The sequence below is a fragment of the Lactobacillus xujianguonis genome (genome assembly GCF_004009905.1).
Lineage (GTDB): Bacteria > Bacillota > Bacilli > Lactobacillales > Lactobacillaceae > Lactobacillus > Lactobacillus xujianguonis.
Map to the genome: position 1 here is coordinate 22330 of NZ_ML136884.1, position 25980 is coordinate 48309.

27 protein-coding genes and 1 tRNA gene are annotated in these 25980 nt (G+C 38.2%); 3 read left to right on the forward strand and 25 right to left on the reverse strand.

Annotated features, from left to right (window positions below; translation table 11 throughout):
- Window positions 1–431: 431 nt before the first annotated feature.
- From EJK17_RS06740 to EJK17_RS06760, 5 genes are read right to left on the reverse strand one after another with little or no spacing between them, the layout of a single operon-like run.
- Window positions 432–1409 (reverse strand): 3'-5' exoribonuclease YhaM family protein, encoded by a 978-nt coding sequence (locus EJK17_RS06740; protein ID WP_103661649.1) that lies wholly within the window; start codon window positions 1407–1409, stop codon window positions 432–434.
- Window positions 1402–3891 carry an ATP-binding protein gene (locus tag EJK17_RS06745; RefSeq protein WP_103661648.1) on the reverse strand — a complete coding sequence of 830 codons (2490 nt, stop codon included), beginning with the start codon at window positions 3889–3891 and terminating at the stop codon, window positions 1402–1404. The genes EJK17_RS06740 and EJK17_RS06745 overlap by 8 nt, the downstream gene beginning before the upstream one ends.
- Window positions 3872–5089, reverse strand: coding sequence for a metallophosphoesterase family protein (locus tag EJK17_RS06750; RefSeq protein WP_103661647.1), 1218 nt, complete (start codon window positions 5087–5089; stop codon window positions 3872–3874). Before EJK17_RS06750 ends, EJK17_RS06745 begins: the two co-directional genes overlap by 20 nt.
- Window positions 5090–5097: 8 nt before the next feature.
- Window positions 5098–5448 (reverse strand): YlbF/YmcA family competence regulator, encoded by a 351-nt coding sequence (locus tag EJK17_RS06755; protein ID WP_103661646.1) that lies wholly within the window; start codon window positions 5446–5448, stop codon window positions 5098–5100.
- A 20-nt stretch (window positions 5449–5468) separates the two neighbouring features.
- A complete protein-coding gene (locus EJK17_RS06760; RefSeq protein WP_103661645.1) occupies window positions 5469–7547 on the reverse strand; it encodes a PBP1A family penicillin-binding protein in 2079 nt (692 codons plus the stop codon).
- Between the two features lie 90 nt (window positions 7548–7637).
- Between EJK17_RS06760 and EJK17_RS06765 the strand changes: the two genes are divergently transcribed.
- Window positions 7638–8495, forward strand: coding sequence for an RluA family pseudouridine synthase (locus tag EJK17_RS06765; protein ID WP_103661644.1), 858 nt, complete (start codon window positions 7638–7640; stop codon window positions 8493–8495).
- 109 nt (window positions 8496–8604) lie between these two features.
- On the opposite strand, the gene EJK17_RS06770 is transcribed toward EJK17_RS06765, so the two are convergent.
- The 14 genes from EJK17_RS06770 to EJK17_RS06835 all read right to left on the reverse strand — a co-directional run bounded on the left by EJK17_RS06770 (window position 8605) and on the right by EJK17_RS06835 (window position 19476).
- Window positions 8605–9927, reverse strand: a complete 1323-nt coding sequence (locus EJK17_RS06770; protein WP_236629343.1) for an MFS transporter — start codon at window positions 9925–9927, stop codon at window positions 8605–8607.
- A 15-nt stretch (window positions 9928–9942) separates the two neighbouring features.
- A complete protein-coding gene (locus EJK17_RS06775) occupies window positions 9943–10575 on the reverse strand; it encodes a GyrI-like domain-containing protein (RefSeq protein WP_103661643.1) in 633 nt (210 codons plus the stop codon).
- 8 nt (window positions 10576–10583) lie between these two features.
- Complete coding sequence (locus EJK17_RS06780) at window positions 10584–10787, reverse strand: hypothetical protein (protein WP_103661642.1); 204 nt, start codon at window positions 10785–10787, stop codon at window positions 10584–10586.
- A 27-nt stretch (window positions 10788–10814) separates the two neighbouring features.
- On the reverse strand, window positions 10815–11009 hold the full coding sequence (locus EJK17_RS06785; protein ID WP_103661641.1) for a helix-turn-helix transcriptional regulator: 195 nt from the start codon (window positions 11007–11009) through the stop codon (window positions 10815–10817).
- On the reverse strand, window positions 11006–11470 hold the full coding sequence (locus EJK17_RS06790) for a hypothetical protein (protein WP_103661640.1): 465 nt from the start codon (window positions 11468–11470) through the stop codon (window positions 11006–11008). Before EJK17_RS06790 ends, EJK17_RS06785 begins: the two co-directional genes overlap by 4 nt.
- 253 nt (window positions 11471–11723) lie before the next feature.
- Window positions 11724–11882: a hypothetical protein gene (locus EJK17_RS11795; protein WP_168180754.1), complete on the reverse strand. Its 159-nt coding sequence runs from the start codon at window positions 11880–11882 to the stop codon at window positions 11724–11726.
- A complete protein-coding gene (locus EJK17_RS06800) occupies window positions 11875–12402 on the reverse strand; it encodes an NUDIX domain-containing protein (RefSeq protein WP_103661639.1) in 528 nt (175 codons plus the stop codon). The genes EJK17_RS11795 and EJK17_RS06800 overlap by 8 nt, the downstream gene beginning before the upstream one ends.
- 126 nt (window positions 12403–12528) lie before the next feature.
- Entirely contained in the window at window positions 12529–12846 is a 318-nt protein-coding gene (locus tag EJK17_RS06805; protein WP_103661638.1) for a bacteriocin immunity protein, read from the reverse strand.
- Window positions 12847–12881: 35 nt separating this feature from the next.
- Window positions 12882–13463: a hypothetical protein gene (locus EJK17_RS06810; RefSeq protein ID WP_201738259.1), complete on the reverse strand. Its 582-nt coding sequence runs from the start codon at window positions 13461–13463 to the stop codon at window positions 12882–12884.
- A 156-nt stretch (window positions 13464–13619) separates the two neighbouring features.
- Window positions 13620–14537 (reverse strand): class II fructose-bisphosphate aldolase, encoded by a 918-nt coding sequence (locus EJK17_RS06815; protein ID WP_103661637.1) that lies wholly within the window; start codon window positions 14535–14537, stop codon window positions 13620–13622.
- 109 nt (window positions 14538–14646) lie between these two features.
- Window positions 14647–16332 (reverse strand): arginine--tRNA ligase, encoded by a 1686-nt coding sequence (argS, locus tag EJK17_RS06820; protein WP_103661636.1) that lies wholly within the window; start codon window positions 16330–16332, stop codon window positions 14647–14649.
- A gap of 251 nt (window positions 16333–16583) precedes the next feature.
- Window positions 16584–17237, reverse strand: coding sequence for a L,D-transpeptidase (locus tag EJK17_RS06825; RefSeq protein ID WP_103661635.1), 654 nt, complete (start codon window positions 17235–17237; stop codon window positions 16584–16586).
- Between the two features lie 81 nt (window positions 17238–17318).
- A complete protein-coding gene (locus EJK17_RS06830) occupies window positions 17319–18179 on the reverse strand; it encodes an NAD(P)H-hydrate dehydratase (protein ID WP_103661634.1) in 861 nt (286 codons plus the stop codon).
- A gap of 1 nt (window position 18180) precedes the next feature.
- Window positions 18181–19476, reverse strand: a complete 1296-nt coding sequence (locus tag EJK17_RS06835; RefSeq protein WP_103661633.1) for a serine hydrolase — start codon at window positions 19474–19476, stop codon at window positions 18181–18183.
- Window positions 19477–19579: 103 nt separating this feature from the next.
- Between EJK17_RS06835 and EJK17_RS06840 the strand changes: the two genes are divergently transcribed.
- Both EJK17_RS06840 and EJK17_RS06845 read left to right on the forward strand, forming a co-directional pair.
- Window positions 19580–19663 (forward strand) — tRNA-Leu (locus EJK17_RS06840).
- A gap of 88 nt (window positions 19664–19751) precedes the next feature.
- Window positions 19752–19979 carry a PspC domain-containing protein gene (locus EJK17_RS06845; RefSeq protein ID WP_103662372.1) on the forward strand — a complete coding sequence of 76 codons (228 nt, stop codon included), beginning with the start codon at window positions 19752–19754 and terminating at the stop codon, window positions 19977–19979.
- Window positions 19980–20036: 57 nt separating this feature from the next.
- Here EJK17_RS06845 and EJK17_RS06850 read toward each other — a convergent pair whose 3' ends face one another.
- The 6 genes from EJK17_RS06850 to EJK17_RS06865 all read right to left on the reverse strand — a co-directional run bounded on the left by EJK17_RS06850 (window position 20037) and on the right by EJK17_RS06865 (window position 25970).
- The gene (locus EJK17_RS06850) at window positions 20037–20855 is read right to left on the reverse strand and encodes a hypothetical protein (RefSeq protein ID WP_127796295.1); all 819 of its coding nucleotides are present in this window, start codon (window positions 20853–20855) and stop codon (window positions 20037–20039) included.
- 510 nt (window positions 20856–21365) lie between these two features.
- Window positions 21366–21500 (reverse strand): mucus-binding protein, encoded by a 135-nt coding sequence (locus EJK17_RS11800; protein WP_236629378.1) that lies wholly within the window; start codon window positions 21498–21500, stop codon window positions 21366–21368.
- Window positions 21501–21569: 69 nt separating this feature from the next.
- Window positions 21570–22928, reverse strand: a complete 1359-nt coding sequence (locus tag EJK17_RS11805; protein WP_236629379.1) for a mucin-binding protein — start codon at window positions 22926–22928, stop codon at window positions 21570–21572.
- Between the two features lie 33 nt (window positions 22929–22961).
- Window positions 22962–23087, reverse strand: a complete 126-nt coding sequence (locus EJK17_RS12030) for a hypothetical protein (RefSeq protein ID WP_255409198.1) — start codon at window positions 23085–23087, stop codon at window positions 22962–22964.
- 409 nt (window positions 23088–23496) lie between these two features.
- The gene (locus tag EJK17_RS06860; protein ID WP_103662374.1) at window positions 23497–23910 is read right to left on the reverse strand and encodes a cupin domain-containing protein; all 414 of its coding nucleotides are present in this window, start codon (window positions 23908–23910) and stop codon (window positions 23497–23499) included.
- A gap of 413 nt (window positions 23911–24323) precedes the next feature.
- Window positions 24324–25970, reverse strand: a complete 1647-nt coding sequence (locus EJK17_RS06865) for a putative polysaccharide biosynthesis protein (protein WP_103662375.1) — start codon at window positions 25968–25970, stop codon at window positions 24324–24326.
- Window positions 25971–25980: the final 10 nt, after the last annotated feature.

Here is a 25980-nt window from a genome sequence, read left to right on the forward strand (position 1 = left end):
GCTATTTTTTTGTACACAAAAAACCACGTGCCCATTTTAAACACGCGATTCTTCTAAAAGATAAACCTAATTTTTGATGGATTTGTTGGAATGATAACTAAATCAAATCCTTCCTCCAAAAATAAGATGTTGCCACTGATCTATGGCTGCTTAGATCGCACGCCGTTATGTTTATCTGTATTTTCAACCTCAGTGGCAACGCTAAAATACTTGTCTCACTTACAATCTCACTTTTTATTTCGTAGAAATAAATACTAGCTTATAATATTAATACTTTTTCCTACTCCACTTCCATCGTAACATGGACTAGGAAATAAACAAGTGTGTCTTTATATAGGTCTTATCGATAAATAAGCACTTTATGTAAATGGAGGACCAAAAATGACCTTATTTCACCAAAATTGGCAAAATAAGGTCATTTTATTTATCTTTTATTCCAAATGCCGTGAATTATCTAAAGCCTGATCATCTTTTGGCCGGTAAAATCTCCGTCCATCTTGACTCATTATTGGCTCAGTAAATGTCCCCTTCTCAGTATGTTGCAGAGCATTAGTAATCGCATAAACTGCCGCATCCAAATCATCAATTCGGTGCAATAATTCGGCTTCCAATAATTGTGGCAATTTCGGTGAACCATATTCAAACTTACCATGGTGAGACAACACCATATGTCTCAGCAAAAGCAAATCTTCAGAATCAAGATCTAACTTCAATTCTTGCGCTGCTAGCATGATTTGCTCATCAATTAAAACCAAGTGCCCCACCATATTACCGGCTGGTGTATATTGGGTTGCTGCTGGCCCTGTTAATTCTAAGACCTTGCCCATATCATGCAAAATGCAACCTGCATACAGCAATGACCGATTAACTTGGGTGTAATTATCAGCTAATCCTTTCGCATCCCTCAGCATTGATAAAGTGTGAAAAGCTAACCCGCCGCGAACTGCATGGTGGTTACTCTTTCCTGCCGGATAATCAAAGAAACACTTGTCCCATTTCTTCAACAAGTATCTGACAATGCGGGTCCAAGTCGGATTCAAAATCTCAAAGACATACTTGTTGATCTCTTCTTTCATATCCGGAATCTTCTCTGGTGCCGATTTAACAAATTGGCTCAAATCATAGCCTTCATCAGGCCCCACTACTCTCATGGAGTAGATCTTAATCTGCGGGCGACCTTGATATTCTTCACGTTTGCCATTAACTTCCACAATTGAACCAGTACTGAAAGTGGCCGCATCTTGATTAGTTGCATCCCAGAAATTACCGCGAATCTCTCCAGAACTATCCGAAAACTGCAATACTAAGAACAATTTATCATTCTTCGTATGCCGCAATTGTGAATTCTTAATCATCAAGACTAAATCGAACTCTTCGCCATCGTTATAATCTAATAAGCGTTTAAGCATTTGGCGTTCCTTTCTCAAAAAACATCGGCTCAATCCCAATCTCATCAACTAAATTGCGTTGCGCCGTAAAAATCAACACTTGATTGTTGGCACTAATCTTTTGCAACAATTGCTTAATATAACCCACTCGTTGATCGTCAAAGTTAACAAAGGAATCATCGATCAAAATCGGTAAATTGATTTGATCTTTAATTTGTTCAACAAAAGCTAATTTCAAAGCAAAATATAATTGTTCTGCCGTTCCCCGTGACAGATACTTAACTTCCCGCTTCTTACCATCAAAGCGAGTCACCGTTAACTTCTTATCTAATTCTAAATCAACATAGCGCCCACCGGTTAATAATTGCAAATATTCTTTGGCCGCCTTTAGCATCTTTGGAAAACGTTCGTTAGAAGCTAAATCAAGGGCACGACCAATCCACTTGGAAGCTAATAAGTTAGCCAAATATTCTTGGCTGGCCTGCATTAAGCGTGTTTGCGTATTAGCTAAATCTTGCTTAGCGGCGAACACGTTACTTGAATCAGCTAAGTTAGTCAATTTGACTTGCACCTGGGCAGCTTCTTGCTGTAATTGATTGACTTTTTCTTGCTCAGTCGCAATCTTACTTGCCACTTGGGCTAATTTTTCCTTTAAACTAGCTGGATCAACTTGCTTTAACTGCGCCAAGTCATCATGCAAGTTATATTGCAAACTCGCAACTTGCGCTTGAAGTTTAGCTTGCGCTAAAGACCCTTGATAGCGTTGATCATATTCCGTCATGTCTTTAACTTGGTCTTTAGCCAAAACGGCTTTTAGTTTCAAGCCTAGTTCTTTTAATTCCTGCTGCCCTTGCTTTAAGTTAAAGGCTAAACTTGCCTTTCTTTCAGCAACTTGTTGACTCCGACTAATTCTGTCATCTAATTCGGTCATTGCTGCTAATAAGCTGTTAAAATCTGCTTTTAAGGGCTCATTCAGCGCTTCTTCTAATTTGGCGGCTAATTGACCACATTTAGTTTCAATTTGCGTCAGCTGCTCATTATTGGCTTCTAGAGCCTGCTGCTTCATTCGGTATTGACTAACTTGATTAATTAAATTATCAACTGACAAAGAAGCAGGATCCAAACCATACTTTTTCTGGAAACTTTGGTATTGTTGCTCTACTTGCTTTTGGGCTTTTTGCGCCTCTTGGACTACTTGGGCTTGATTCTTATTTTGGTAAAAACCATAACCAGCTACTGCAACACCAGCAATTAATAAAATTAGGCCTGTGATGCCGCTAGTGAACAATAAAATCAAGCCTACGACTGCAATGACGGCACCAATTAGTAAGAATAAATTATTATTGCTCTTAGTAGGAGCTGTAACTCCTGCTTTTTCAGGTAAAGCGCGATAGTCACTAGCTAAAGTTTGCAAATCAGCCTGACTAAGCTTTAGACCAGCAGCCAAATCCGGATTAAGAGTAAGCAGTTGTTGTTCTTCGTTTTTGAGCTGCTTTTCTTTTTGCAGGTCAGCTTGATATTCGCTCTGCCATTGTAAGAGTTCTGGCCGTTTTTGCAGTAATTGCTTTTCAGCTGTTAAATCTTCAGCACTTGCTAAACTGGCAGCTTGTTTTTCTAAATTAGCCAAATTAGCTTGCAAGTTCTTGCCTTGTGCCTGCAAGCTTTGCGCCTCTTGATAATTACTGCTAGTGAACTTCAACGGCTTAACTTCAGCCTCTAATTCTTGCAACTTGTGGTAACTTTGAAAACTCTTCTGTAAGTTTGCTAATTGGCTTTGTTCTTTTTGCTCAGCTGCTAACTGCTCTTGCACTTGTTTAAGGCTAGTTTGCTTGGCTGTTAACTCAGCTTCTAAACTTTCATAATCCTGATACTCATCTTCAGCTTCAGCAACCGCTTCACGTTTAGCACTGACTTTTTTTAACAGCTGATTAACCTGCGGCTTTTTCCCTGTCTTTTTAAACAGTTGTCCTGCTTCTTTAGCAAAATCATCCCGCAAAGCTAAAAGTTTGCCACTGTCAGCGGCACCCAAATAATAAATCCGCTCGAGTAAATCCGCTTGACTTAAGCTAGCAACCTGCCCCAACATTTCTTGGTTAAAAATAAAACTATCAGCATAAAAATTACCATCAATCTTTTGCAGTTGGTCATAAAACAAACTTTCTGGCACAACTTGGCCATCTTTTTTGACAGTTAAAATTCCCCGCTTAGTTTTATCGCCTTTGGCCCATAAACGTTCTAATTCAAATTCACTGCCATGTTCATCTTCAAAAAACAGCGAACCACCCATCGGTGAAACATGAGCCAAAGGTTTGTAATCTTCAAAAAAAGGTGACGAATTTGACCGCAGATAAAAGCCAAACATGACTTGTTTAATAAAAGCAACCGTTGTACTCTTACCCGCCTCATTTTCACCAAAGAAGACATTTAATTCCGGACTAGGCAGATTAAAAGTCAAATTCGAAAGCTGACCAAAATTGATAAACTTAATTTTCTTGAGTCTCATCGTCAATTCCTTTCAACTTAGCGGCTAATTTTACTTGGGCTAATTCCTTTACTGCCTGCAAAAATTCTGGTTGATCAGCGGCTTGCGCAGTCAATTCATCCTTTTTAGCCCAATCTTTGATAATCTGCTTAAACTCTTCTGGGGCAAAAATTTCATCAGCAGCTTGATTAAAGGCGGCTTGGTCATGATCATTTAATTGCAATTGTTCTTGCTCTTTAAAGCGCACATCAACTAATTGCGAATCAGCCGCTAACTGCAGAGAAAGATTTTGCCAAAAGTCGCTATCAGTAATTAAATCAGTTTCTTCTTCGGTTAAAAAGCGCGCCCCAAGTAATTGCAAACTAAAGTAAGTAGTCTGCTCTGCCGTCAAACTAGCTAAAATTTTGGCTTGTAAATCAGCTTTACTTAAACCTGCCGTCAATTCTAGTTGCACACTTTGCCAAATAATGGGACTAGTGGCATAAAAATCAATTTTTGTCTCACGACTAGCTTCGTTAACTTCACCTAAATAGCAACCTTTAGGGCCTAATTCATTAATATGGCGACCTTGAATATTACCGGGATAAACAATTAACGGCTCAGTACTTAAAGTTCGGCGAGCATGAATATGACCTAAAGCAAAGTAGTCATAATTTAACTCCTGCATTTCTTGCACGGTAAACGGTGCATAGACGTTTTGACTATTCGTACTAGTCTTTTCCTGGGCATGCATCATACCAAAGGTATAGTTAGCGCCCTTTTCAGGAAATTCTGGCAATTTATCACTGGTAATGTGATTGTTTAAGTATGAAAAGCCGACCACATCATAAGTAAAACCAGTTTTGGTCGTAAAAGTTACTTGCTCAACCTTTTCATCTGGTCCTAAGAGCTTAAAGTAAGGACTCGGGGTAACTAACAATTCTGAGCGCTTCATATGATCGTGATTACCAAAAATCATGACCACTTGAATCTGCGCATCGGTCAGGCGCTTGATTTCTTGGGCAAACAATAGCTGACTGTGGGGACTGGGATGATTGGAATCAAAAGTATCCCCAGCAATTAGCACGAGGTCAACTTGCTCACTTAAAGCTAAATCAACAATTCGCTTTAAAGATTGGTTAGCAGCATTATATATTTGGTTAAAGGCTTTAGATGGCAAAAAAGATAGCCCACGGAATGGACTATCTAAATGCGCATCAGCAAAATGAATAAATTTCATCTGACTAATTATTTTCTGAGATTCTTGTAAACATCGTTAATTGGAGCAGTAAAGGTCTTTTGTAAGTCATCAATTAACTTGTAAACACCTTGTTCTGCAGTCAATAACTTCACAATATTAGTGTCCTTTTGAACTTTGGCATTTAATGAAGTGTAGTCATTTTCAAGTTCATCAGTAATTGGAGCACCTGTTTGTTGAGCATTTATGATTCTGTTTTGGATATCGTCCATTTGTGCAAACAAATCACGACTAGTTGCATCCCCTTCAACACTCTTAACTGCTTCTTCCAAAGCAGCGTATTCAGGGGTCTTCTTCAAGTCTTCTGCTAATTGATTAGCTGAGTCATAAACGTTTACCATAAAAAATATTCTCCTCTATTTTAGTTGCCAAAAAGGCCTTTTAAGCTATTATACCATTCATTCAACTTTTCTCCGGCAGAACCGAGACCTTTTTCTAATTTATCGCCTAGACCATTAGTCCAGTCATTGCCAGAGCCATTTTGGTTGATAATTTGCGTTGGCGCTTTCTCTTTAAATTGCGTTTGCGCCGTGTAAGGTAAGATGCCTTCCATCTGTGCCTTATATAGCCGCGTTACCTGCGTTTCTGAAACTCCATGCATGAAGTGGTCCTGATTGGTCCGGTCAAAGCCCACCCAAGTTGCTAAGACAACATCAGGGGTATAACCAACAATCCACTGGTCTTTGGTACCAAAGCCATAGGAATTAGGAACTTCCGTTGAACCAGTCTTACCAGCCACGCGGTAACCATTAGGTTGAGCTGAACGCGCCGTCCCGTTAGTAAAGACACCTAACATCATCGTTGTCATTTCTTTTGCGGTACTTGAAGAAATGATCCGGTGCGTACCAGTATTATTATTTTGGGCTAAAACATTACCACTGGCATCAGTAATCTTCGTAATGAAGTAAGAGCTGTTAGGTAAATTGCCATCATTAGCAAAAGCACAGTAAGCTCTAGCCATCTGCCGAGGTGACACCCCGGTGGAAACCCCACCCAAAGCTAAAGCCAGGTTTTGATCTTTCTTTGGCACATTGATACCAAAGTTTTCCACCGATTGGACACCCTTGTTTACGCCAATTTTATCCAGTAACCAAACCGCTGGCACATTTTTACTTTCTGCCAAAGCTTGATACATCGGAATCGTGTTGGAGTATTCATTATCAACATTATGTGGTTCATAATGATTCTTACCGAATTTTTGTAATTTGTTAGAAAGCGGTGAATCATAGTGATAACCATTCTGCAAAGCTGGTGCATAAACAGCTAGTGGCTTCATGGAAGAACCTGGCTGACGCTTCATTTGCGTTGCCCGGTTATAACCACGAAAGACATGTTTACCACGCCCACCAACCACGCCGCGCACCGCACCAGTTTGAGGATCCATAGCAATACTTGCCCCTTGGACTTGCGTGCCATCAGCGGCATTATTAGGAAAGAGCCAACTGTATTCAAAATTAGTTTGTAAAGATTGTTGATAATTCTGATTCAGAGTGGTGTAGATCTTCAAGCCCTTGTTCATCACGTCTTCCTCTTTTAAGCCATAACGATTAATTGCTTCATCAACTACGGCATCAAAGAAGTAAGGATAACGATAGCCATCTTTGCTCTTGAAAGTATTTTGCAAAGTTAAGCCCTGCCTTGAAGCAGCTTTAGCCTCACTATTGGTTAATTTACCATTGTCTACCATCAACTTTAAGACCATATTTCTTCTTGCTAAAGCATTGGACATATGATCAATTGGGTTATAGAAACTAGGATTGCGCAGCATCCCTGCCAAGGTGGCAGCTTCACCTACCGTCACGTCACTGGCATTTTTACCAAAGTAGCGACGACTGGCGTCTTGCACGCCCCAGACCCCATTACCAAAATAGGCATTATTGAGGTACATCGTCAGGATGTCTTTTTTGGAATAGACGTGGTTAATTTCAATCGCAAAGAACAGCTCCTGCAATTTTCTTGAAAAAGTCTGTTGTTGCGTCAGCATTGAATTTTTAGCTAACTGCTGCGTTAAAGTTGAGCCCCCACCAGTAATCTGACCGCGGTGAATAATCAAGCTTAACCCAGCTCTAGCCATGCCCTTGATACTGAAGCCGGGATTTTTCCAAAAAGTTCGGTCTTCGGTTGAAATCACGGCATTCTTAATATTAGGGGAAATCTTATCATATTCAACAAAGCTCCCCTTTTGCGAATAAAGTGAGCCTGCCTTTTTCCCTTTATAATCATAAATCGTAGTGGTCGTCGAAAGGGCTGCTTTTAAATTCGAAATATTCGAAGTTTTAACTTTAATTGTATAATAAGTACATGTTAGCAACGTAATTGTCAACAAAATCAAAATAATCCAACGACCGATAAAAAAGCGGCGATCAATGCGGCGCCACCAACTAAGTTTAGGTGCGTCGCTCAGTGGATTATTTGAATGTGGTTGTCGAAAGTTTGGCATACACATAACTCCTTTTAAAACATCTAATATTTTATCACATGCCAAACGTATGATTTAGAATTTACTCAGATTTAAGAAAATATCAAGAATATGGATTACAACTTTAAGCTCATTTATTCCCAAGATTTGCCAGCAATGGCAATTAGTGATCTCTTAAGAAAATTACTAATTCCGCGCAAATGGCGGCATTATTTAAGAATTGAAAAAAATATCAAAATTAATGGTGAGTACCGCTATTTCAATGAAGCAGTACTTCCAGGAGATCAAATTGAAATCACGCTTGACCAAGTCGAAAGCCAGCAACAAGATTATCCGGCTAGTGCAAAATCACCAGATATTATCTATGAAGATGACAATTTATTAATTATCAATAAAAAGAAGGGCCAAAAAACTCACCCCAACTTAAAAGAAACTGATACGGCCTTAAACGACTGTGCCACTTACCTTGGTCAAGCACCTTACATTGTGCACCGTCTCGACATGTTAACTGGTGGCTTATTATTAATAGCTAAAAATCCCGCAGTCGTGCCAATTTTAAATCGTGAATTAACCAGTAAAATTTTTCATCGCGATTATTTAGCTAAAGTTGATCATGCCGATAACTTAAAAGACGCAGGAACGATTGATGGAGCAATTGGACAAGATCCTGCTGATCAAAGAAAGAGAATGATCACATCAAACGGATTACATGCCGTAACGCACTATCAAGTCTTACAGAGAAATGAAGATGGGACCGCGATTGTTAAATTGACCCTAGAAACTGGTCGAACGCATCAAATCCGGGTCCACTTAGCCTCTTTGGGCACCCCCATTGTAGGAGATCCTCTTTATAATCCAGAATTTGCCGGTGAAGAGCTAGCACTTGAGGCTTACGAAATCTCGTTAATTAAGCCCTTTTCTTTTGAAAAATTACGAGTTAAATTACCAGAAGACAAAATTGCTTTATAAAAAGCAAAAAATCGTTGATTGAATCCTAATAATTTCAATCAACGATTTTTTCGATCTTATTCTTTTTTCTGCGGCACAAAGAACAAAGCCAAGAATAAATTAATAATAATCAAAATGAGTAGCACCATAAAGGTCCATTTCGAGCCAATAGCCGTGCTATTACCAGCTGCTTGCTTTTGTGTGCTAAAGCAATTAAAGTTCCTGCTAAAGCTGTTCCCAAAGCACCAGAAAACTGCTGTAAAGTGTTAAAAATGGCATTACCCTCAGCATGGTTAGCTTTACCGATAGTTAACAAACCACTAGTCATCAAGCTACCAAAGCACATGCCGTAGCCACCATAGTAAAGGACATAAAGTAAGACGATTGCTAAGTTACTAAGCGGCGCTAACACATTCATTAAAATTAAACTTGCTAAACTAGCAATCACTCCAACAATAATTGGCAGCCGCGCTCCTCTTTTATCTAACAGCTTGCCAGCTACTGCCGCCATCACGGCATTAACGATCGCGCCAGGGAAGGTAATCCAACCAGCTAAAGAAACTGAGCCGTGATTCACCATTTGCACATAGATTGGGAAAATGAAGCCGAGTGCTAAGGTTGCAATTTTGGCAAAACAATAGGCAATTAGTTGCATGCTAAAGCGAAGATTTTTAAATAGTTGTGGCTTAATCAATGCCTGTTGATCAGACCAGAACATTTTCAACCAAATTAATAAACTAATAATTCCTAAGGCTAAAAAGCCTAGGACTGGCAGTGAGAAAAACTGATCTTTAGCAATTCTGGTAAACCCAATCATTAAGCAGACTAAACTAATTGCTAAGGTTAACCATTGGCCATATTTAAGGCGGACTTTTTTCAGTGGGTTGATCTGCTTGATCGAGTAACTACCTGTGAACAAACTGACTAGCATTAGTACTAGTGAAATAATAAAGATCCAGCGCCAATTCAGTGCGTCGGTAATTAAACCGCCAAAGACTGGTCCGAAGGCAACAGCGCAGGCCGTAATCATCGTTCCGATCCCCATCATGAAGCCTAATTTTTCCTTAGGAACTTCAGCTAAGATGATGTTGTACATTAACGGTAAACCAATCCCGGTACCAACGCCTTGCAGAGCTCTTCCGAGCAATAATAGGTCAAAGCGTGGTGAAAAGATATCGATAATTAAACCCAAAGTAAACAAAGAAACGCCCAGGATGAAGATCTTTTTGGTCGGAATTCTTAACCTGATCTGCGAGCTAATCGGCACAATGGTCGCAATGACTAACAAAACTAAGGTATTCACCCATTGTACTTGATCAGTTGTAATGGCAAATTCTCTGGTTAAGATGGGAAAAGTTACCGTTGTAGCAGTTTCATCCAAGATCCCAAGAAAGGACAGCATCCCTGCCGATAAAATCGCCAATACTAAGCGTGGCGTAATTTTTTTAGTCATGTTCTAACTTCTTTTCTATTTTTCCTTTACAGGCAAGCGGATGATGGTTTTTAAGTTTTCTCGCTTAGTCCGTTGTGGATTCGATAAGTAGATTTCGTGGTGTCGCCGCTTTTCTGAGAAGTCTAAAGCTAAATTGTTGGCCTTGATAAAGTCATGCATTTTAGCAATTGTGGCTGGTTCAGCGTCATAATCACCAAGATGCATAATTTGGACGCATTTACCTTCTGTCATTGTCAGTAACTTAACTGGAGCAAAATTTAACCCCTTCTTAGCTGCAGCTTCCTCTTTAGCCCAAACCAAAACTTCAAGAGTAACAAAATCGGGCATCCGAATACAAGAAATAAAATTAAACTTCTCCTTATGGGCATAATCGACTCCGGAAACACCAGCTTGCCACCAAAAGCCTTCCAGCGGCGGCACTACAAAGTCAAAATAATTTTGAATTCTGTGTGAGCCTATCTTACTCATCTTAATCGTGTAAGCCAGACTATACAACAATTGTAACTTCTGCTGGTAATCGCTATCGACCTGATTGGGATCCCCATGCCCTTGAACTGCCAAGAAAGTCATCGTTGGTACTTCAACAATCTCGGGCTTTTTGCCGGGACGGTAAAATTGCTTTTCTTCTTTTTTAAAATCGTAAGCCATGCTTGCCTCTATAATTGATGAAACTTAACTGTTTGATTTTTGAGGGAAATTTTTTTCACTTCAAAGCCGTACTCAGGTAATTCCTTCTTGTAACGTAAGAAAGAGTGAGCGAGGGGCACGTTGCCAAATTTTGCGATTTCATCAAAAGAGAGTTCAAAATCGCCACTCTTGTTGTTCTTAAGATATTGCCATAATTGATTGTATTTGCTCATGATCTATATCCTTTCTAATAAGCACTTTTATTCTGGCCAAAATAAATCATCCAGAGTCTTACCTAGTGCTTTACAAATTTTGATACACAAATTAACCGAAGGATTATAATTTCCTTTTTCAATTGCTGAAATAGTCTGTCTTGAAACATCTACTTTCTTAGCTAATTGTTCCTGTGACCAATCTTTACCAGCACGCGCAGCTTTCATTCTAAGGTTCTTCATTCTTGCTTCCTGCTTTCGCGCCACATCATTAACAAGCTTAAAGCACCAATAATCACTAAATAAGATCCCATCATTATCGTTGGAAAGATTCTATCATTCCAACCGCTAATGCCTAATAATATGCCAGCTATTAAAGCTAACCAACTAGATGATTTTTTGCTTTTTTCATTAAAAGCAAAATAGGCACCATGCAAGATATCATATACACTAACTACTAAAACACTCAAAAAAATAGTGGCAAGGTAAATAGTTGATTTATTAGCGGCATAAAAGCTAGTTTCTTGTAGGCAAAAAGCTACTAATGAAGTAATTAACAAAGTAAAATAGCCGTACTTATAGCCACGATTGCGAATTACATCTTGCCGTTCATCATATTTTTTAGTGTGAGAACTAATACCGGTAATGCCAATTATTACAACCAGTGCTATGCCAAATATAATTCCTAATGCCGTGAAATTCATTTCTTCTCACTCTTTTCTATTTCTTTATTTCATCCACATTGTAAAACTCAGCTCAGTCAATGTAAAGTTTACTTTACATTATTCTTGCATAAATATCATAACGTAAAAAAAGCATCCCATGCAAGGGATGCTATCTTACTTATTCACTTTGACTTACATAAACCTGATGACTACGAGGAAATTCACGTTTAAAAGCGGCATTTAGTGCATGTTTAGCCACATTGTCAGCAAGTGGGAAAACAGTTTCCGCATTCTAATAGCCTTGCTCGGTTAACTTCATTTGCTGGCCATTGACTTCAATAGTTAATGATCGATCTTTCTTTTTGGTTAATAGGACGACTTTTCTTTGCTCTTTACTTTTCAATAGTTGCTTCATTAATGATTTTGCTTGTTTAATTGGAATTTCACGCATGATTACTGTCCAACAATTCTTTGGCTCTTCTTAAAATTGGCAATTCTCTTGCCGTAATCAATTTTCCTAGTTTATCCTGAGTAGCTCTTTCATATGCTTTTTCGGCTTCTTGATAACTCAATTTGACAGTTGATAAATGAAACTTTTCTTGTTCGTCCTTAGTTAAATGCTTCTCGCCAAAAGACAAAGCTTGAACAAGATAATAGTTATTGAGGTTATGCCGATGAATGACATTATAATAGTCACTTACCACACCAATTTTGGTGATAATTTTTACTTGTGCACCTAATTCGTCTTTTAATTCACGTTTAAGGGCAGATTCTAAATCTTCTCCAGCTTCAACGCCACCACCAGAAATTTCGATCAAAGTAACTTTACCAAACTCATCATCACGCTGAGATGTAACAAAATAGAAATTCTTCTCCTTATCAAAGACAATGGCTCGTACAATCTTTCGATCATGATCAATGTAAGTTAATGGCCATACATGATCGGTTAATTCAAGTTTAAGTTCTTGCATCTTTGCATCCCTCAATTAAAGTGATTTTCTAATTTATATTCTTTAGCTCATCATACAAAAAATCATGCTACCACAAAGTAACATGATTTCCCACTTATTTCGTTTAGAGGTCTAGTATTCTTAATATTAATGAACCGTATTCCAAGATACCGGTACCGAAGTTAAACCACTCAAAATACTTCGTTTACTGCCATGAATAAAATCACTAACTGGTTTTGGAGCTTTAAAATGGTGAGTTTGAATATACTCAGTAATTTGGTAACTTAATCTACCGTAAATTGTTTGAACAGCCTCACCTTTTTCTGCTTTGTCAATTGCTTCATCAAAAATTTCAATCAACTCAGCATCATGTTCAACCTCAGGTGTAAATCTAACTTCTTCAAGCGCATTTTTAAATGCCATGATATCTGGTGAAAGTTCTTGGTTTTGTTTTTTGTTAAACATTGTTATCCTCATTGTACAAAGCAATAATAATTAATTTAGCGATTAATATTAACAACGTCTTTATTGTCTAACTCACACAGCTTTTTCAAATTATCTGACTGTGGACTATATTCGTAAAGCTCGCTGGGATCCAAAATCCATTGATTTATCTGCGTAAAGATATAATAATGACCATCTATTTTAAATAAAGTCAGCTCAGTAACATTCGTGTGAACTTTTCTTGTAAAACACTTAAGCATTTTCCAATAGTTATTATCATTAACTCTACGCTTATTTTGATCATACAATGGAACTTTTTTTACTAATTTAAAATGAACAGTTTGGTTTTTAATATACGTATCAAAAACGCGCTCAACTTTGCGAGCATCGAACTTGATCTTTTCAGCTTCTTTAAATTTATGTTTACCATGAATCTTTTTAATATTTCTATTGGCAAGCACATCATAATTCGAAATCTTTTTAGTCTTAGCTGCATTCTCCTCATCATGTTTTACGGTTTGAATCCGAGCAACAACACTGGTGTCACAGTGAGTTTTGATAAACCATGTAATGCCAATTCCTGCTTTTATAAGTACTAAAAGAGTACAAGCAATAATAAGTAATCGTTTTTTATTCATAATAAGAAACTATTCCCTAAGTATTTTCACGTATTCATATTCTAAAATCAAACTTATTAAATTTACCCCATTTTGCCAGCATATTTACCAAATTTTAGACAAAAAAATAAAGCCTAGCAAAATCGCTAGACTTTATCTTAATTAATAATCAAATGATTACTCTTCGTTTAATGATGAACGGTCGAATGAAGCATCTTTGATTTCTTCATCGATAGTCTTAGTACCTAACCAACCGATCATTTCCTTCATAGCTGCAGTGATTGCTTCAGTACCTGGCAATAACAACTTACGTGGGTCGTAACCCTTGTTAGCCTTGTCAAGGTCCTTGTTAGCTTCGATGTATTCACGAGTAGCTTTTTGGAATGCTAATTGGAATTCAGTGTTAATGTTAACCTTAGCGATACCAAGTGAAATAGCCTTCTTAACTTGGTCTTCAGGAATACCTGAACCACCGTGAAGTACAAGTGGAGTGTTAGGAACAGCTTCAGCAATTTCCTTCAAACGGTCGAAGTTCAAGCCTTTCCAGCCTTCTGGGTAAACACCGTGGATGTTACCAATACCACAAGCAAGCTTGTCAACACCAGCAGCAACGAACTTCTTAGCGTCTTCAACAGAAGCTAATTCACCGCCATCGGCACCTTGGTTTTCACCAATCTTACCGATTTCAGCTTCAACAGAAATACCACGTTCGTGAGCTAACTTAATGATTTCCTTAGTCTTAGCCAAGTTTTCTTCAGTTGAAAGCTTGTGACCATCAAACATAACTGATGAGTAACCAAGAGCAATACATTCCTTAGCTGATTCAAAGTCACCGTGGTCCAAGTTCAAGATAACTGGAACTGAGATGTTCATTGAATCCATTTGGTCAGCTACCATGTCCTTAACGAACTTGTAACCACCCATGTACTTAGCAGCACCAGTAGAAACTTGGATAAGTAATGGAGTTCTAGTTTCTTCGGCAGCACGTAATTCTGCACGAGTCCATTCCAAGTTGTTAGTGTTGTAGGCACCTACAGCGTAGTGGTGCTTACGAGCTTCTTTAAAGATTTCGTTACCGTTATCAAAATAAGCCATTAAAAATACCTCCTAAATATCTTACATGCATATTGTACCCTAATTATGGGATTATGAACAATCTTTCACAAAATGTAAGCGTTATTTTTTAATTTTCATTATTTTTCAACTACATTTCCTTAGGAGCATTGACACCCAAGAGTCTAAGTGCTTCAGTCAGAACAATTGAAGTTGCTTGAACTAAGGCCAGACGAGCGCCGATCTGATCATCCTTAGTTAAGATCTTCACGTTTGCATAGTATTTATTAAATTTCTTGGCTAAATCAAGCGCAAACTTAGCAATGACCGATGGTTCAAACTTGTCAGCACTTCTGGCAATAATTCTTGGGAAGTCTGCTAAGTCTTTAGCTACAGCAAAAGCCCATTCATCATCTAAGGCAAAGTCACTATCACTTGGCTTTTCCCCCATGGCAGCAGCTTTACGTAAGACACTTTGAGCACGAGCATTAGTGTATTGAACGTAAGGACCAGTATCCCCTTCAAAGCGCACAACTTCTTCGAGGTCAAAGTCAAAGTTGTCTAAACGGTCATTCTTTAAGTCATGGAAAATAACTGCACCAACACCAACATCATGAGCAACTTGATCTTGGTTTTCAAGCTCAGGGTTCTTTTCTTCGATTTGCTTCTTAGCAAGAGAAACGGCATCCTTCAATACTTGATCAAGGAAGACCACATTACCCTTTCTAGTGGATAACTTCTTTCCGCCTTGAGTAATTAAACCAAATGGTACGTGGTGAATTTCATCAGACCAATCATAACCCATCTTCTTGAGCACAGTCTTAAGTTCAACAAAGTGTTGTGCTTGTTCGTTACCGACAACGTAAAGCATCTTAACGAAGTTGTATTCCTTCATCCGCCATTCAGCAGCTGCCAAGTCACGGGTCAAGTAAATTGAAGTCCCATCGGATTTAACAATAATAGCTGGATTTTCATCAGGTCCCATGTCAACAACTTGGGCACCACGTGATTCATGAAGCAAACCTTTTTCCTTCAATTCGTCAATCACTGGTTGCATCTTGTCATTGAAGAAGGCTTCACCATTGTAAGAGTCAAAGCTGACGCCTAATTCCTTGTAGATGCGTTTGAAGTCTTCAAGTGAAACTTCACGGAACCATTTCCACAATTTAACTGCTTCTGGATCTCCATCTTCAAGCTTCTTGAACCATTCACGACCTTCATCATCAAGTTCAGGGTTTGTTTCAGCTTCCTTGTGGAAACGAACATAGTAATGGAAAAGATTCATGATTGGATCTTTCTTAACGTCTTCTTCATTACCCCAGTGCTTGTAAGCAGCAATCAACTTACCAAATTGGGTACCATAGTCACCAAGATAATTAATCTTAATTGGAGTATAACCTACTTTTTCCATCGTCTTAGCAATGGAATTACCAATTACAGTTGAACGAAGGTGGCCCATTGACATTGGCTTAGCAATGTTAGGAGAAGACATATCGATTGGAACATTTCCTTCACCCAATTTTTGATCACCGTAATGGTTCTTTTGGCTCAAAACATCCTTCAAAGTCAAAGAAACTAACTTTTCATGATCAATGGCAAAATTAACGTAAGGGCCAACTGCCTTAATACTTGCAAAGTCATCACTACTTAACTTTTCAGCAATGCCACTTGCATTTTCAGCTGGGTTCTTGTGCAAAGTTTTAGCCAAAATAAAACATGGAAAAGCATAGTCACCCATCTTGGCATTCTTAGGACGTTCAACTAAGGCAGCGATTTTTTCTTTTGGTAAATCAACTTGACTAGCAATTAAGTCAACTACTTCTTTTTTAAAGTCCATGGTATTTCCTTTCATAAAAAAAGTCTCTTCCTACATTACCTGTAGAAAGAGACGAGTTCTTACCCGCGGTACCACTCTAATTGATACAAAGTATCCGCTTATTTAATGATCGATTTTTAAAGATTAAACACGCCTTCATTATTCCCTGTTATCTATCTCACACCAACATAGACTCGCTAAGAACAGCAAATAATTACTACTTTTAATCTGTTGACGCAATTGATTATAGCAGGAAAAACACTTAATGGCTACTATTCATCTTCAATTATTACTTTAGTGCCGACAGGAACATTTTCCATCAGCCATCTAGAATCAGGCACACTTAAACGAATGCAGCCATGGGAGCCTTGGGTTTTGCCAAGCTTTTTAGCTTCTTTCATGTTGTAAGTGCCATCGGCCTTAGTTGGAACGGAGTGGAATAAATAAACATTAGCATCATCTGGATCCCAACTAACCCAATTATTGGCCCCTTCATTTAAACCTTGGTTAAAGAAACTATCGCCGCGACCTTCTTTAATTTCAAAAGTACCAGTTGGCGTATCAGATTTACCGTTCTTGTAAACTCCACCACTAGCAAGCATCGTATAAACTACGTGTCCGCGCTTAATCACATAAACGCGATTGCCTTTTAAAGAGACGCGTAAAACCAAGTCCTTGGCCTTGCCTAACTTAGGATATTTTTTCTTCTCACTCGTTTTATTCCAGCTGCCTGCCGGACGCAGGTCTTTTGGATCTGGATAGGGCCGGGCTGCTTCGGCAACACTAAGGTGTTTTTTCTTGGGCTTAACTTTGGTTTCTTGGGCTTGATCTTGATGAGAAGTGGTTGGATTACACATTTTTGCCAAACCAACTAATATTAAAATAAAAGCTATTACAGTTAAAATTACTGGAATTTTTTTCTTCATGCACTATCTCACCTATCGGTTTTCCACTAACTGTCAACCAATTGTGGATAACTAAAAATATCTTTTTTATCTGTTAAAATTTTAACATTTTTCAAGTGAAGTCGCATACTTTTTCATGATTTTAGGCAAACTTTGAGAAAGCGCAGTTGGCTTAACGACATAATTGTCCTCATACAACTGATCACCAGCATAAGAATGTAAATAGACAGCTGCAAGGATGGTCTTTAAATCCGGTCCAAATTGGGCAATCATCCCACCGACAATTCCAGCCAAAGTATCACCCATTCCACCAGTAGCCATTCCTGGATTACCAATTGGATTGATAAAGACACTTCCATCTTCACCATAAACGTGAGTATGATTCGATTTCAAAATTAAGGTGACATTGCCTTGAGGCACTAATTGCTTAAGCGCAGTTAAATTGGCTTGATCGGTTTGAAACGGAATTCGTAATTGACTGACTCTTTGCCATTCCATTTGATGTGGGGTTAAAACCAGATGACCGGCATTACTTGGTAAGAAATTTTTATCTTGGGCAACTAAATCAAGGGCACTGGCATCAAGAACCACGGTTTGTTTAGCTGTGACATTTTCTTTCAGGATCTTGAGTAGTTGCTGAGCCATCGTGCTCATCCCTAAACCTGGTCCGCAAACAATAACATCCATCTTTTTAATCAAAGCTGGTAAACCCTTATCATGCCAATCAATAAACATTGCTTCGGGATCCCGCGCATGTAACGCTGTCAGATTAACTGAATGCGTCGCCACTGCGGTTAAGCCGGCGCCCACATTAATGGCACCCTCAGTTGCCATAATAATTGCTCCACCATAATTATCACTACCACCGATTAATAAGATTCGGCCATAGTTACCCTTATGTGTGGCACTTTTTCTCGTTTTGATGACTTCACTTAAAATCTTTTCACTAATTTCTGTTGGCATTCTACTTTACCCCAGTGAGCCAGCGCCAAATTTTGACAAAAATGTTGATTTGTTCATTGCCACTTAAGGCTTTGGCTTGAGCTTGCATCCCTTTAGGCTGAGTTAATGAAACTAATTTTTCATTGCCAGACTTAAATTTGAATTCACTAACAGTTTGCCCCTTCTTAATTGGGGCATTAATTGTTTTCTTAGTCAAACTAGCGCTAACTGCTTGACCATCAACCGGATTCCAAATTGTCGTTGCTTGTTTTAAGCCAACGTTGGTTTCAAGATTTTTACCATCAGTTACGTGAATTGTACGGGCATGCTTGAAGGTTAAACCTTTTTGCAAGATTACTGGTTGATATTTGCTAAAGAGCCAGTGCATTAACTTTTTGGTTTGTTCAAAACGAGCTGGATCGGTACCATCACGGTGGCGTGCTCCCATTACCACAGTAATAATGCGGCCGCCGCGGTGATTAATCGTTCCGATAAAACAAGCCCCAGCTGCGTCGGTAGTTCCAGTCTTCAAACCGTCAACTTGTAAGCTAGGATCATATTGTGATAAGCCCTTAAGCATCCAATTGAAGTTAGCCATTTTAGTCTTAGAGTTGCCATCTTTAAAAGTTAAATGAGCAATCTTAGTGGTGTTTAAAACAAATGGGAAATCATCAAGTAATTTTTGACCAACGATCGCCATATCTTTAGCAGACATAGTATTTTCTGCATCTTTACTTACGCCTGGATAAGCATCTTTACCTAGACTACCATTAGGTAAGCCACAAGCAGTGTAAAGCTGAGCATCATTAATGCCCCACTTCTTTACCTGTTCGCGCATCAAATTGACAAAGTTTTTCTGTGAACCAGCAATGGTTTGACCAAGTAACATCGCTGCCCCATTTGCTGATTCAATTAAAGTTGCTTGATAAAGTTGCTTAATGGTATAAGAATGCCCCATCTTTAACGGCACATTGGAATAATCAGGATTATTAGCTACTTTAACGATCGCCTTAGTTGGTTGAACTTTTTGATCCCATGTTAACTTATGGTTTTTAATCGCGTTTAAAGTTAAATAAACTGTTACAAGCTTGGTCATTGAGGCAATTGGTAAAGTCTTTTCTGCGTCTTTGGCATATAAGACTTGACCAGTTTGACTATCAATAGCAATGGCTGACTTAACATTTAACTGTAATTGATCTTGCTTATAGGTGTTTAATGAACTGGCTTGAACTGGTGCGCTAAAACCAGTAGCAGCGGCAAGAGACACTGCAGCCAAAAGAACTGTTAATTTTCGTTTGAAATGAAATTGTTTTTTCATTGATAAAATACTTCCTTAAATGAATTATCGTTTAATTCTAAAGTTTTATGATTACATTTTACCAAATATTTGGTATGATTATTAGTGAGTTCCAGATAACTCTGCCCCGATGGCGGAATTGGCAGACGCGCAGCGTTCAGGTCGCTGTTCAGGTGACTGAGTGAAAGTTCGAATCTTTTTCGGGGCATTAGTTAAGGCTAGTCGGAAGACTAGTCTTTTTGTTGTCTCATCATATCTTTAGCAGTATAATTAAAATACGATATGAGGTGATTGATATGAAAAAGAGATTGACTAAATCACAAAATAAAATTGTTAGTGGCGTGTTAGGCGGAATTGCCAACTACTTTGACTGGGATCCAGCCATTGTGAGAATTGTTGGGGCAGCAATTATTATTTTCTCTGGTTTCTTCCCGGGATTAATACTTTACATTGTTGCCGCAATTGTGATGCCCGACGCTGATAGTCGCGACAACACAATGGATGGCAGTTTTAGAAAAGAATAATTATAAGAAAAAGGCTCAGCAATTTTGCTGAGTCCTTTTTAATGCGACAAAATATGTTTAATTATTATCCTTAATGCCTAAGTCCTTGTAAGCTTCTTTCTTAGTGCTTTCAAGTTGCTTACTTAAGTTTGAGTATTCATCTTGAGTTAAGACTTTAGCATTTGAATCGTCTAATGATACTTGGCTTGCAGCAACTACGACACGCTTATCATCCTTAGTAATTGCAAAATAACCGTCTGCCTTATTGCCACCATTAGAGAAAATACCTGGGATCTTGTAAATAACAGTTAATTCTGTACCAATAGGCATCTTTTGAATATCTTGTGAAGTCTTACCGTCGCTATTAACTTCAACGTAAGAAGCACCATCATTAGTCTTTGCTGAGTAGCTCTTCATTTGGTCAGTAATAGCATCAAGCTTTGATTGCCATTCATTTGCCTTAGCCTTCTTAGCTGCATTTTCAGCTTCGATCTTTCTAGCGTTCTTGTAAACAACTGACTTCTTGAATGAAGGTGCCTTTCTAGTTAACTTAGCATCCTTAGCCTTAACAGTTAAAGCTGAACCCTTAAGGCAGTAGTACTTAGTGCCCTTATAGTTGAAGTAGAAAGCAATACTGAAAGTCTTAGCTCTCATGTAAGCTTTCTTACCGTTAGTCTTATATCTAACAACCTTAGTTACCTTGGTTACATTCTTGTCGAATTTTGCAGTATAAGCTGGAGCATTAGCTCTTACAACTGCACGACCATATTTATAGGTCTTCTTGGCTTTCTTAGTGGCAGCTTGAACTGGTTGGTTATTAGCGTTAACTAATGCTGCACCGGTTCCGCCTAATAAACTTACTGCTAATAAAGCTGTAAATAATTTATTTTTCTTCATTTGCCCATCCTTCTTTTTTCAATTACATATTTGCCATTACCTAAATGATAACCCATTATAAGTTTTTGTACAAAAAATACATATTCACAGCTAGTGAAACATAATTACTATTTATACTTTTACGCCTCAATCGCTTTCATCTTTTGCTTTTCAGCAATTATAAATCTGTATTTTGTGTAACTACTATTCTTATGCTATGATAAGCTATTTTACACAGAAACTATAGTCCAAAAACATTAATCACATCATTAGTAAAAATTACTGAATTTTAACTTTTCTCTTTTATTTACGTTTTTCTGTATTTAGTGTACAATATGGGTGGTGGAAGAGATCACACCGTGATTAGCTTATTAGTAGCCAATCCTACTAATTATTATATTTGTATCTGTATTTTCACAAAGGCTGCTTAAGTTTGTATTGCTGAAAGCTTAAGCAGTTTTTTTGTTTGAACAGAATCTAATAAAAAAGTCCGAGAAAAAATATTTTTTCTCGGACTTTTTCGTTTATATATTACTTTCTAACGCGACGAACACCAATTGTAAAGATCTGTGTCATAAGCTTATTATTATCACAGCGTTGAATTACTCCGCGCTTATCAAAGGTATCAAAGACAACTTCATAACCAGCTTGTTTAATGACCTTCAATGGAATTTCAGTACTGTATAAGTCATTAATACTGTCACCTGGATCCCCAATTAATGGGCCAGATGAAGTTTATTGCATCCCATCATTATCTAAGTCGATAAAGTTAACAAAGGCAATTTGGTGCTTACCCACATTACTTTCGTATTCAGACACTGCAGTTTCTTGGTTAGCTTGACCAGCTGCTACTTGTTCTGGAGCTGGAGTTACAGCTGGAGCAGCCGGAGTTGTTTGCTGCGGTTCGGTTGGAACAGCATTATTATGCCGGCCAGTCTTCACTACCCAAACATTGTTGTCATCTTTTGCCTTGTAAACAACTCTTAAATCGGCACCTGGATCAGCTGGGGTAACTGTCATTTCATCATGAGTGTAGCCTTTAAGATCAGGCACAATTGCTTCAGTTACCACCTTAGTTGGATCATTCTTATCTGTCTTAAATTGTGGTTGAGGTGCTTCTGGAATCAGATTACCATTTTCATCAATTGGTACAATCCGGCCATTAGCTTGGTAAGTGACATTTTCTACTTGATCAACTTGGCGAACTGCCTCTGGCTTAACTTCACTAACATTAGTATGATACCCAGCAACCACTGGTACTTTAACTGCTTGATAATTATCTAAATCAGTTGTCCAAGGAGTATCATATTCACCTTCTGGAACAATTTGCCCCGTGCCTTTGAAGTTAACCACAAAAGCAGCCGTCTTTTCATACTTGTCAGCTGGCACACCGTCAAGTGGATGTTCACTATTGACTGCAACTTTTGTATTCTTCAAAGTAATGACAAAAACTGGCACATAACCATCCAAGTTACTGAAGAACTTAATATCACTCTTACTAAATGGATTATCAACTAACACATAACCTATTTTAGTTAATTCAGCAATTTTCTTACTTGGATCATAATCAACTGGAGCATTTGGCTCACCAGTTAACTCTACTTGGTCAACAACTGCATTTTGATCAGCAACATCAACAAACATTACTTTAGCAGTCTGTTTCTTAATTGATGGCTTGCGGTTAACTTCATAGTTAATTGTAAAAGTTTGATCTTCTGAATCAGCAGTAACTGCTTGACCCCCAACTACGGTTTGATCTGGAACAAAACCAGGCAAAGTTGGGGCAGCAATCAACATAAAGCTTTGACTAGCTGGTTGCCAATCTGAAGCATGAACTACTTTTTTGGTTACTTCATCAACTTCAAATGTCCGAGTAAAAGTAATTTCTTTTACATCATCAGCTACACTAGCAGCAGAACCACCTTCAAAGTGAACTGTTTGCTTAACTTTTTTAGACATGTCTTCCTTAGTAAAGCCAAATTCTGGATGCTCTGCATCTACAGTCTTAATCCGATGCTTAAAGCTAATGTCATAAGTCGCATCCCCTTCACCATAAACTGGTGTCTTGCCATTAACCCTGAAGCCGTTTTTCACTAAACTATATCCTTGCTTTTCTAGTTCCGCAATTTACTTTTGTGGATCATAAGCAATTACATCTTGGTATTTACCCTCTAAATCACCGGAACTAGCAATAATTTTATTTTTTTCATCTAAATCGATAAAGGCGACAACCGCCTTGCGTTTTTTAAACATCTCTGTAAATTTTCCCATTAATCTTCAAGTCCTTAAACTTTCTATCTTATCTAAATTCCCAGCATTCATATATTATAAGCAATTATTTTCACTTTCTTCAACTTAAAATAACCGCTCCATCAGGATATAGCGTAGTGTTTTTTAATATTTTCACTAAACTTCTTAAAATATTAGTGCTTACTCGTCAGTATTCAATAATAAAAGTTAATAAATTACTAGCTCTATTTCATCCTGTTATGTTTGAGTCTTAGCTAATATTCTTGGTGATCCTGATATTAACCTATAAAGTTATTCTAGTCCTTTTAATACTATATGTTAACACTTATACCTTGCTACTCATTATTAGTTAATCTTACCTTTAGAAAATAAAAATGCCCAGAGAATTATTCCTCTGGACACGATCTTTAACTTATCCTAATTTGTTATATTCTTCATCACTAACCGGATCATACCAAGTAGTCTTACCCTTGCCTACCATAATGGCTAAATGAGCAAACCAAGAATCCTTGCTAGCACCATGCCAATGCTTGGTGTGCGGATTAACGATTACTACATCACCGGGCACCATTTTTTGTGCTGGCTTGCCTTCTTCTTGGTACCATCCTTCACCAGCAACTGCAATTAAGATTTGGACATCTTCGTGTTCATGCCAATTATTGCGGCAGCCTGGTTCAAAGGTCACGTTAGCTACATTAGCTGCTGCCAGATCACTATTGGCTAATCCGTTCAAATAGCTTTTACCCACAAAGTATTTAGCATAGGCATCGTTTGCAGCCCCAAAGCCAAACACACTATTTTTTACTTCTGCTTCATTTTTTGTCATCGCTTTAACCTCTTTCGTTTTTCTTATTCTAATTTTAGCTAGTTTACGGTTACTTGAAAAATATCGATTAATACTGACCAGCCATAACTTTTACTTATGTATTTTGGTATAATGAACTTCCTTGGCAGGGGCGTGAAGAGCTTGGGAAAAGTTTCCTAAGCTCTTTTCCATCTTTTTAAATGTAAGCGCTTTATTTTTGGGTAAAGTTATGCTATATTAAAGGCGTAAGGGGTCACGATTTAATAGAAAAGAAGATGGTCTTTATGATGACAACATGGGCAATTGGCGGTACATTTCTCGCCTTAGAATTAATTGGTGTGTTCATCTTAAGTTTGCCAAACTTTAGATAACTATTTGAAAAATTGAATATGACAAAAACGCCTGAGAAAATTTTCTCAGACGTTTTTTCTGCTCTAATTCAAATGTAATTTATGCAAGAGCTGGGTTGCCTTATTTCCTAAAATCTTTTGCAATAACTGCGTCTTCAAGGTCAAAGCACCATAGACAAGTACCCCAGCAACTACTGCCACGATAACTAAAGCTAAAGCACTAAAGCGCCGTTCTGGTGATAAAATCTTACCACCAAACTTAACGACTAACTCAACCACGGCAAACATCGCAATTGAAAAGGCGGTAATCCCAATAAAGCGCCGGCCGGTCCGTCCTAAATTAAAGGCATAAGTAACTTCCAAATGCTTGATCGCAAGGAAAATAATCCCTAACATCCCTACATTAGTTGCTACTAGTGGCCCGTAAACCTTAAAGAGATAAATCATCGGATATTGCAAAACAATCTTAATAATAAGTCCCAAGACCAAGTATTTAATTGCTAGACTATTTTCTGACAAACCTTGCAAGATCGCCATTAAAACCGTAAATAGTCCTAAACTAATCGCCGTAAAGGCTGATAAATATAGTACTTGGGAGCCCAAAGGATCGTAACTGTAAAAGACAGTGTAAATTGGCGTCGCAATCCCAGCCATCCCAAAGGAAGCAGGAATCATGACAAACAAGAACAAGTCTAAAGTATTACCAATTTGCTTAGAAATACTGCGATAGTCCTTTTGGGTATGAGCTGCTGAAAGCAGCGGAATAGCTGTTACCGCCATCGCACTTGCTAAAGAAACGATAATCATAATCAGCTTGTTGGCATTCAATGAGAACAAAGCATACCAACCTTCAATGGTGTCTGAAGTTACATTGACCAAGCTAGCAATCATTGGGTGGAACGTGTATTGGTCAACTAAGTAGAAAAGTTGGATTCCGGCATCAATAATGATAAACGGAATTGCTTGCTCAATGATTTCCACAAACAAATCACTAGTTGAAACTTGCACCTGATTATTCGAATTACGAATTAAGTAATCTAAATGCTTTCTCCTACTTAATAAGAACCAGACTAAAATTGCAATCCCAAAGATCGCTCCCACTGCCGCAGCCAAATTTGATTGAATTACCGCATGCACATACGAGCCATGTTGCATTTGCATAATTACAAACGCTGTTAACAACATCCACACAACGCGGGCAAACTGTTCAACAAACTGCGACATCGCACTCGGCATCATATCGGCATAACCTTGGAAATACCCGCGCATGATACTCAGTATTGGAATAATCAAAATCGCATAAGACAAACTCCGCATGACTGCAACTTGTCTTGGATCGCTTTGACTCCCATTTGACGCGAGCAGCGGCGCGGCAAAATACATGATCATCGCTGAAATCACGCCCAAGATCGTCATCAACAAGAGCCCTTTTCTAAACAATTTGCGCCCAATGCCATATTCATTCATGGCATTATACTTGGCCACTTGTTTAGCAATCGCTCCAGGTATTCCGGCAGTTGAGATTAAGATAAAAATACTATAAATATTATAACTTCTGGCGGTTAAGGCATTGGCAATATTGCCATAGCTCCCCATCCAGGCATACCAAGGAATAATATATAGCGCACCTAAAATTCGGGAAGCAATCGAACCAAAAGTCATCCAAGCCGAACCCTTAATAAAGGTTTCTTGTGTGTTATTACTTTCTAAATTGCTTTCATTTTTTTCCATTTAATTTCCC

What these genes read in the sequence shown, in the direction of transcription:
- EJK17_RS06740 (WP_103661649.1), bottom strand. Translation starts at nt 1,409, where the DNA reads ATGCTTAAACGCTTATTAGATTATAACGATGGCGAAGAGTTCGATTTA.
- EJK17_RS06745 (WP_103661648.1), bottom strand. Translation starts at nt 3,891, where the DNA reads ATGAGACTCAAGAAAATTAAGTTTATCAATTTTGGTCAGCTTTCGAAT.
- EJK17_RS06750 (WP_103661647.1), bottom strand. Translation starts at nt 5,089, where the DNA reads ATGAAATTTATTCATTTTGCTGATGCGCATTTAGATAGTCCATTCCGT.
- EJK17_RS06755 (WP_103661646.1), bottom strand. Translation starts at nt 5,448, where the DNA reads ATGGTAAACGTTTATGACTCAGCTAATCAATTAGCAGAAGACTTGAAG.
- EJK17_RS06760 (WP_103661645.1), bottom strand. Translation starts at nt 7,547, where the DNA reads ATGCCAAACTTTCGACAACCACATTCAAATAATCCACTGAGCGACGCA.
- EJK17_RS06765 (WP_103661644.1), top strand. Translation starts at nt 7,638, where the DNA reads ATGGATTACAACTTTAAGCTCATTTATTCCCAAGATTTGCCAGCAATG.
- EJK17_RS06770 (WP_236629343.1), bottom strand. Translation starts at nt 9,927, where the DNA reads ATGACTAAAAAAATTACGCCACGCTTAGTATTGGCGATTTTATCGGCA.
- EJK17_RS06775 (WP_103661643.1), bottom strand. Translation starts at nt 10,575, where the DNA reads ATGGCTTACGATTTTAAAAAAGAAGAAAAGCAATTTTACCGTCCCGGC.
- EJK17_RS06780 (WP_103661642.1), bottom strand. Translation starts at nt 10,787, where the DNA reads ATGAGCAAATACAATCAATTATGGCAATATCTTAAGAACAACAAGAGT.
- EJK17_RS06785 (WP_103661641.1), bottom strand. Translation starts at nt 11,009, where the DNA reads ATGAAGAACCTTAGAATGAAAGCTGCGCGTGCTGGTAAAGATTGGTCA.
- EJK17_RS06790 (WP_103661640.1), bottom strand. Translation starts at nt 11,470, where the DNA reads ATGAATTTCACGGCATTAGGAATTATATTTGGCATAGCACTGGTTGTA.
- EJK17_RS11795 (WP_168180754.1), bottom strand. Translation starts at nt 11,882, where the DNA reads ATGCGTGAAATTCCAATTAAACAAGCAAAATCATTAATGAAGCAACTA.
- EJK17_RS06800 (WP_103661639.1), bottom strand. Translation starts at nt 12,402, where the DNA reads ATGCAAGAACTTAAACTTGAATTAACCGATCATGTATGGCCATTAACT.
- EJK17_RS06805 (WP_103661638.1), bottom strand. Translation starts at nt 12,846, where the DNA reads ATGTTTAACAAAAAACAAAACCAAGAACTTTCACCAGATATCATGGCA.
- EJK17_RS06810 (WP_201738259.1), bottom strand. Translation starts at nt 13,463, where the DNA reads ATGAATAAAAAACGATTACTTATTATTGCTTGTACTCTTTTAGTACTT.
- EJK17_RS06815 (WP_103661637.1), bottom strand. Translation starts at nt 14,537, where the DNA reads ATGGCTTATTTTGATAACGGTAACGAAATCTTTAAAGAAGCTCGTAAG.
- argS (WP_103661636.1), bottom strand. Translation starts at nt 16,332, where the DNA reads ATGGACTTTAAAAAAGAAGTAGTTGACTTAATTGCTAGTCAAGTTGAT.
- EJK17_RS06825 (WP_103661635.1), bottom strand. Translation starts at nt 17,237, where the DNA reads ATGAAGAAAAAAATTCCAGTAATTTTAACTGTAATAGCTTTTATTTTA.
- EJK17_RS06830 (WP_103661634.1), bottom strand. Translation starts at nt 18,179, where the DNA reads ATGCCAACAGAAATTAGTGAAAAGATTTTAAGTGAAGTCATCAAAACG.
- EJK17_RS06835 (WP_103661633.1), bottom strand. Translation starts at nt 19,476, where the DNA reads ATGAAAAAACAATTTCATTTCAAACGAAAATTAACAGTTCTTTTGGCT.
- EJK17_RS06845 (WP_103662372.1), top strand. Translation starts at nt 19,752, where the DNA reads ATGAAAAAGAGATTGACTAAATCACAAAATAAAATTGTTAGTGGCGTG.
- EJK17_RS06850 (WP_127796295.1), bottom strand. Translation starts at nt 20,855, where the DNA reads ATGAAGAAAAATAAATTATTTACAGCTTTATTAGCAGTAAGTTTATTA.
- EJK17_RS12030 (WP_255409198.1), bottom strand. Translation starts at nt 23,087, where the DNA reads ATGTTTAAAAAACGCAAGGCGGTTGTCGCCTTTATCGATTTAGATGAA.
- EJK17_RS06860 (WP_103662374.1), bottom strand. Translation starts at nt 23,910, where the DNA reads ATGACAAAAAATGAAGCAGAAGTAAAAAATAGTGTGTTTGGCTTTGGG.
- EJK17_RS06865 (WP_103662375.1), bottom strand. Translation starts at nt 25,970, where the DNA reads ATGGAAAAAAATGAAAGCAATTTAGAAAGTAATAACACACAAGAAACC.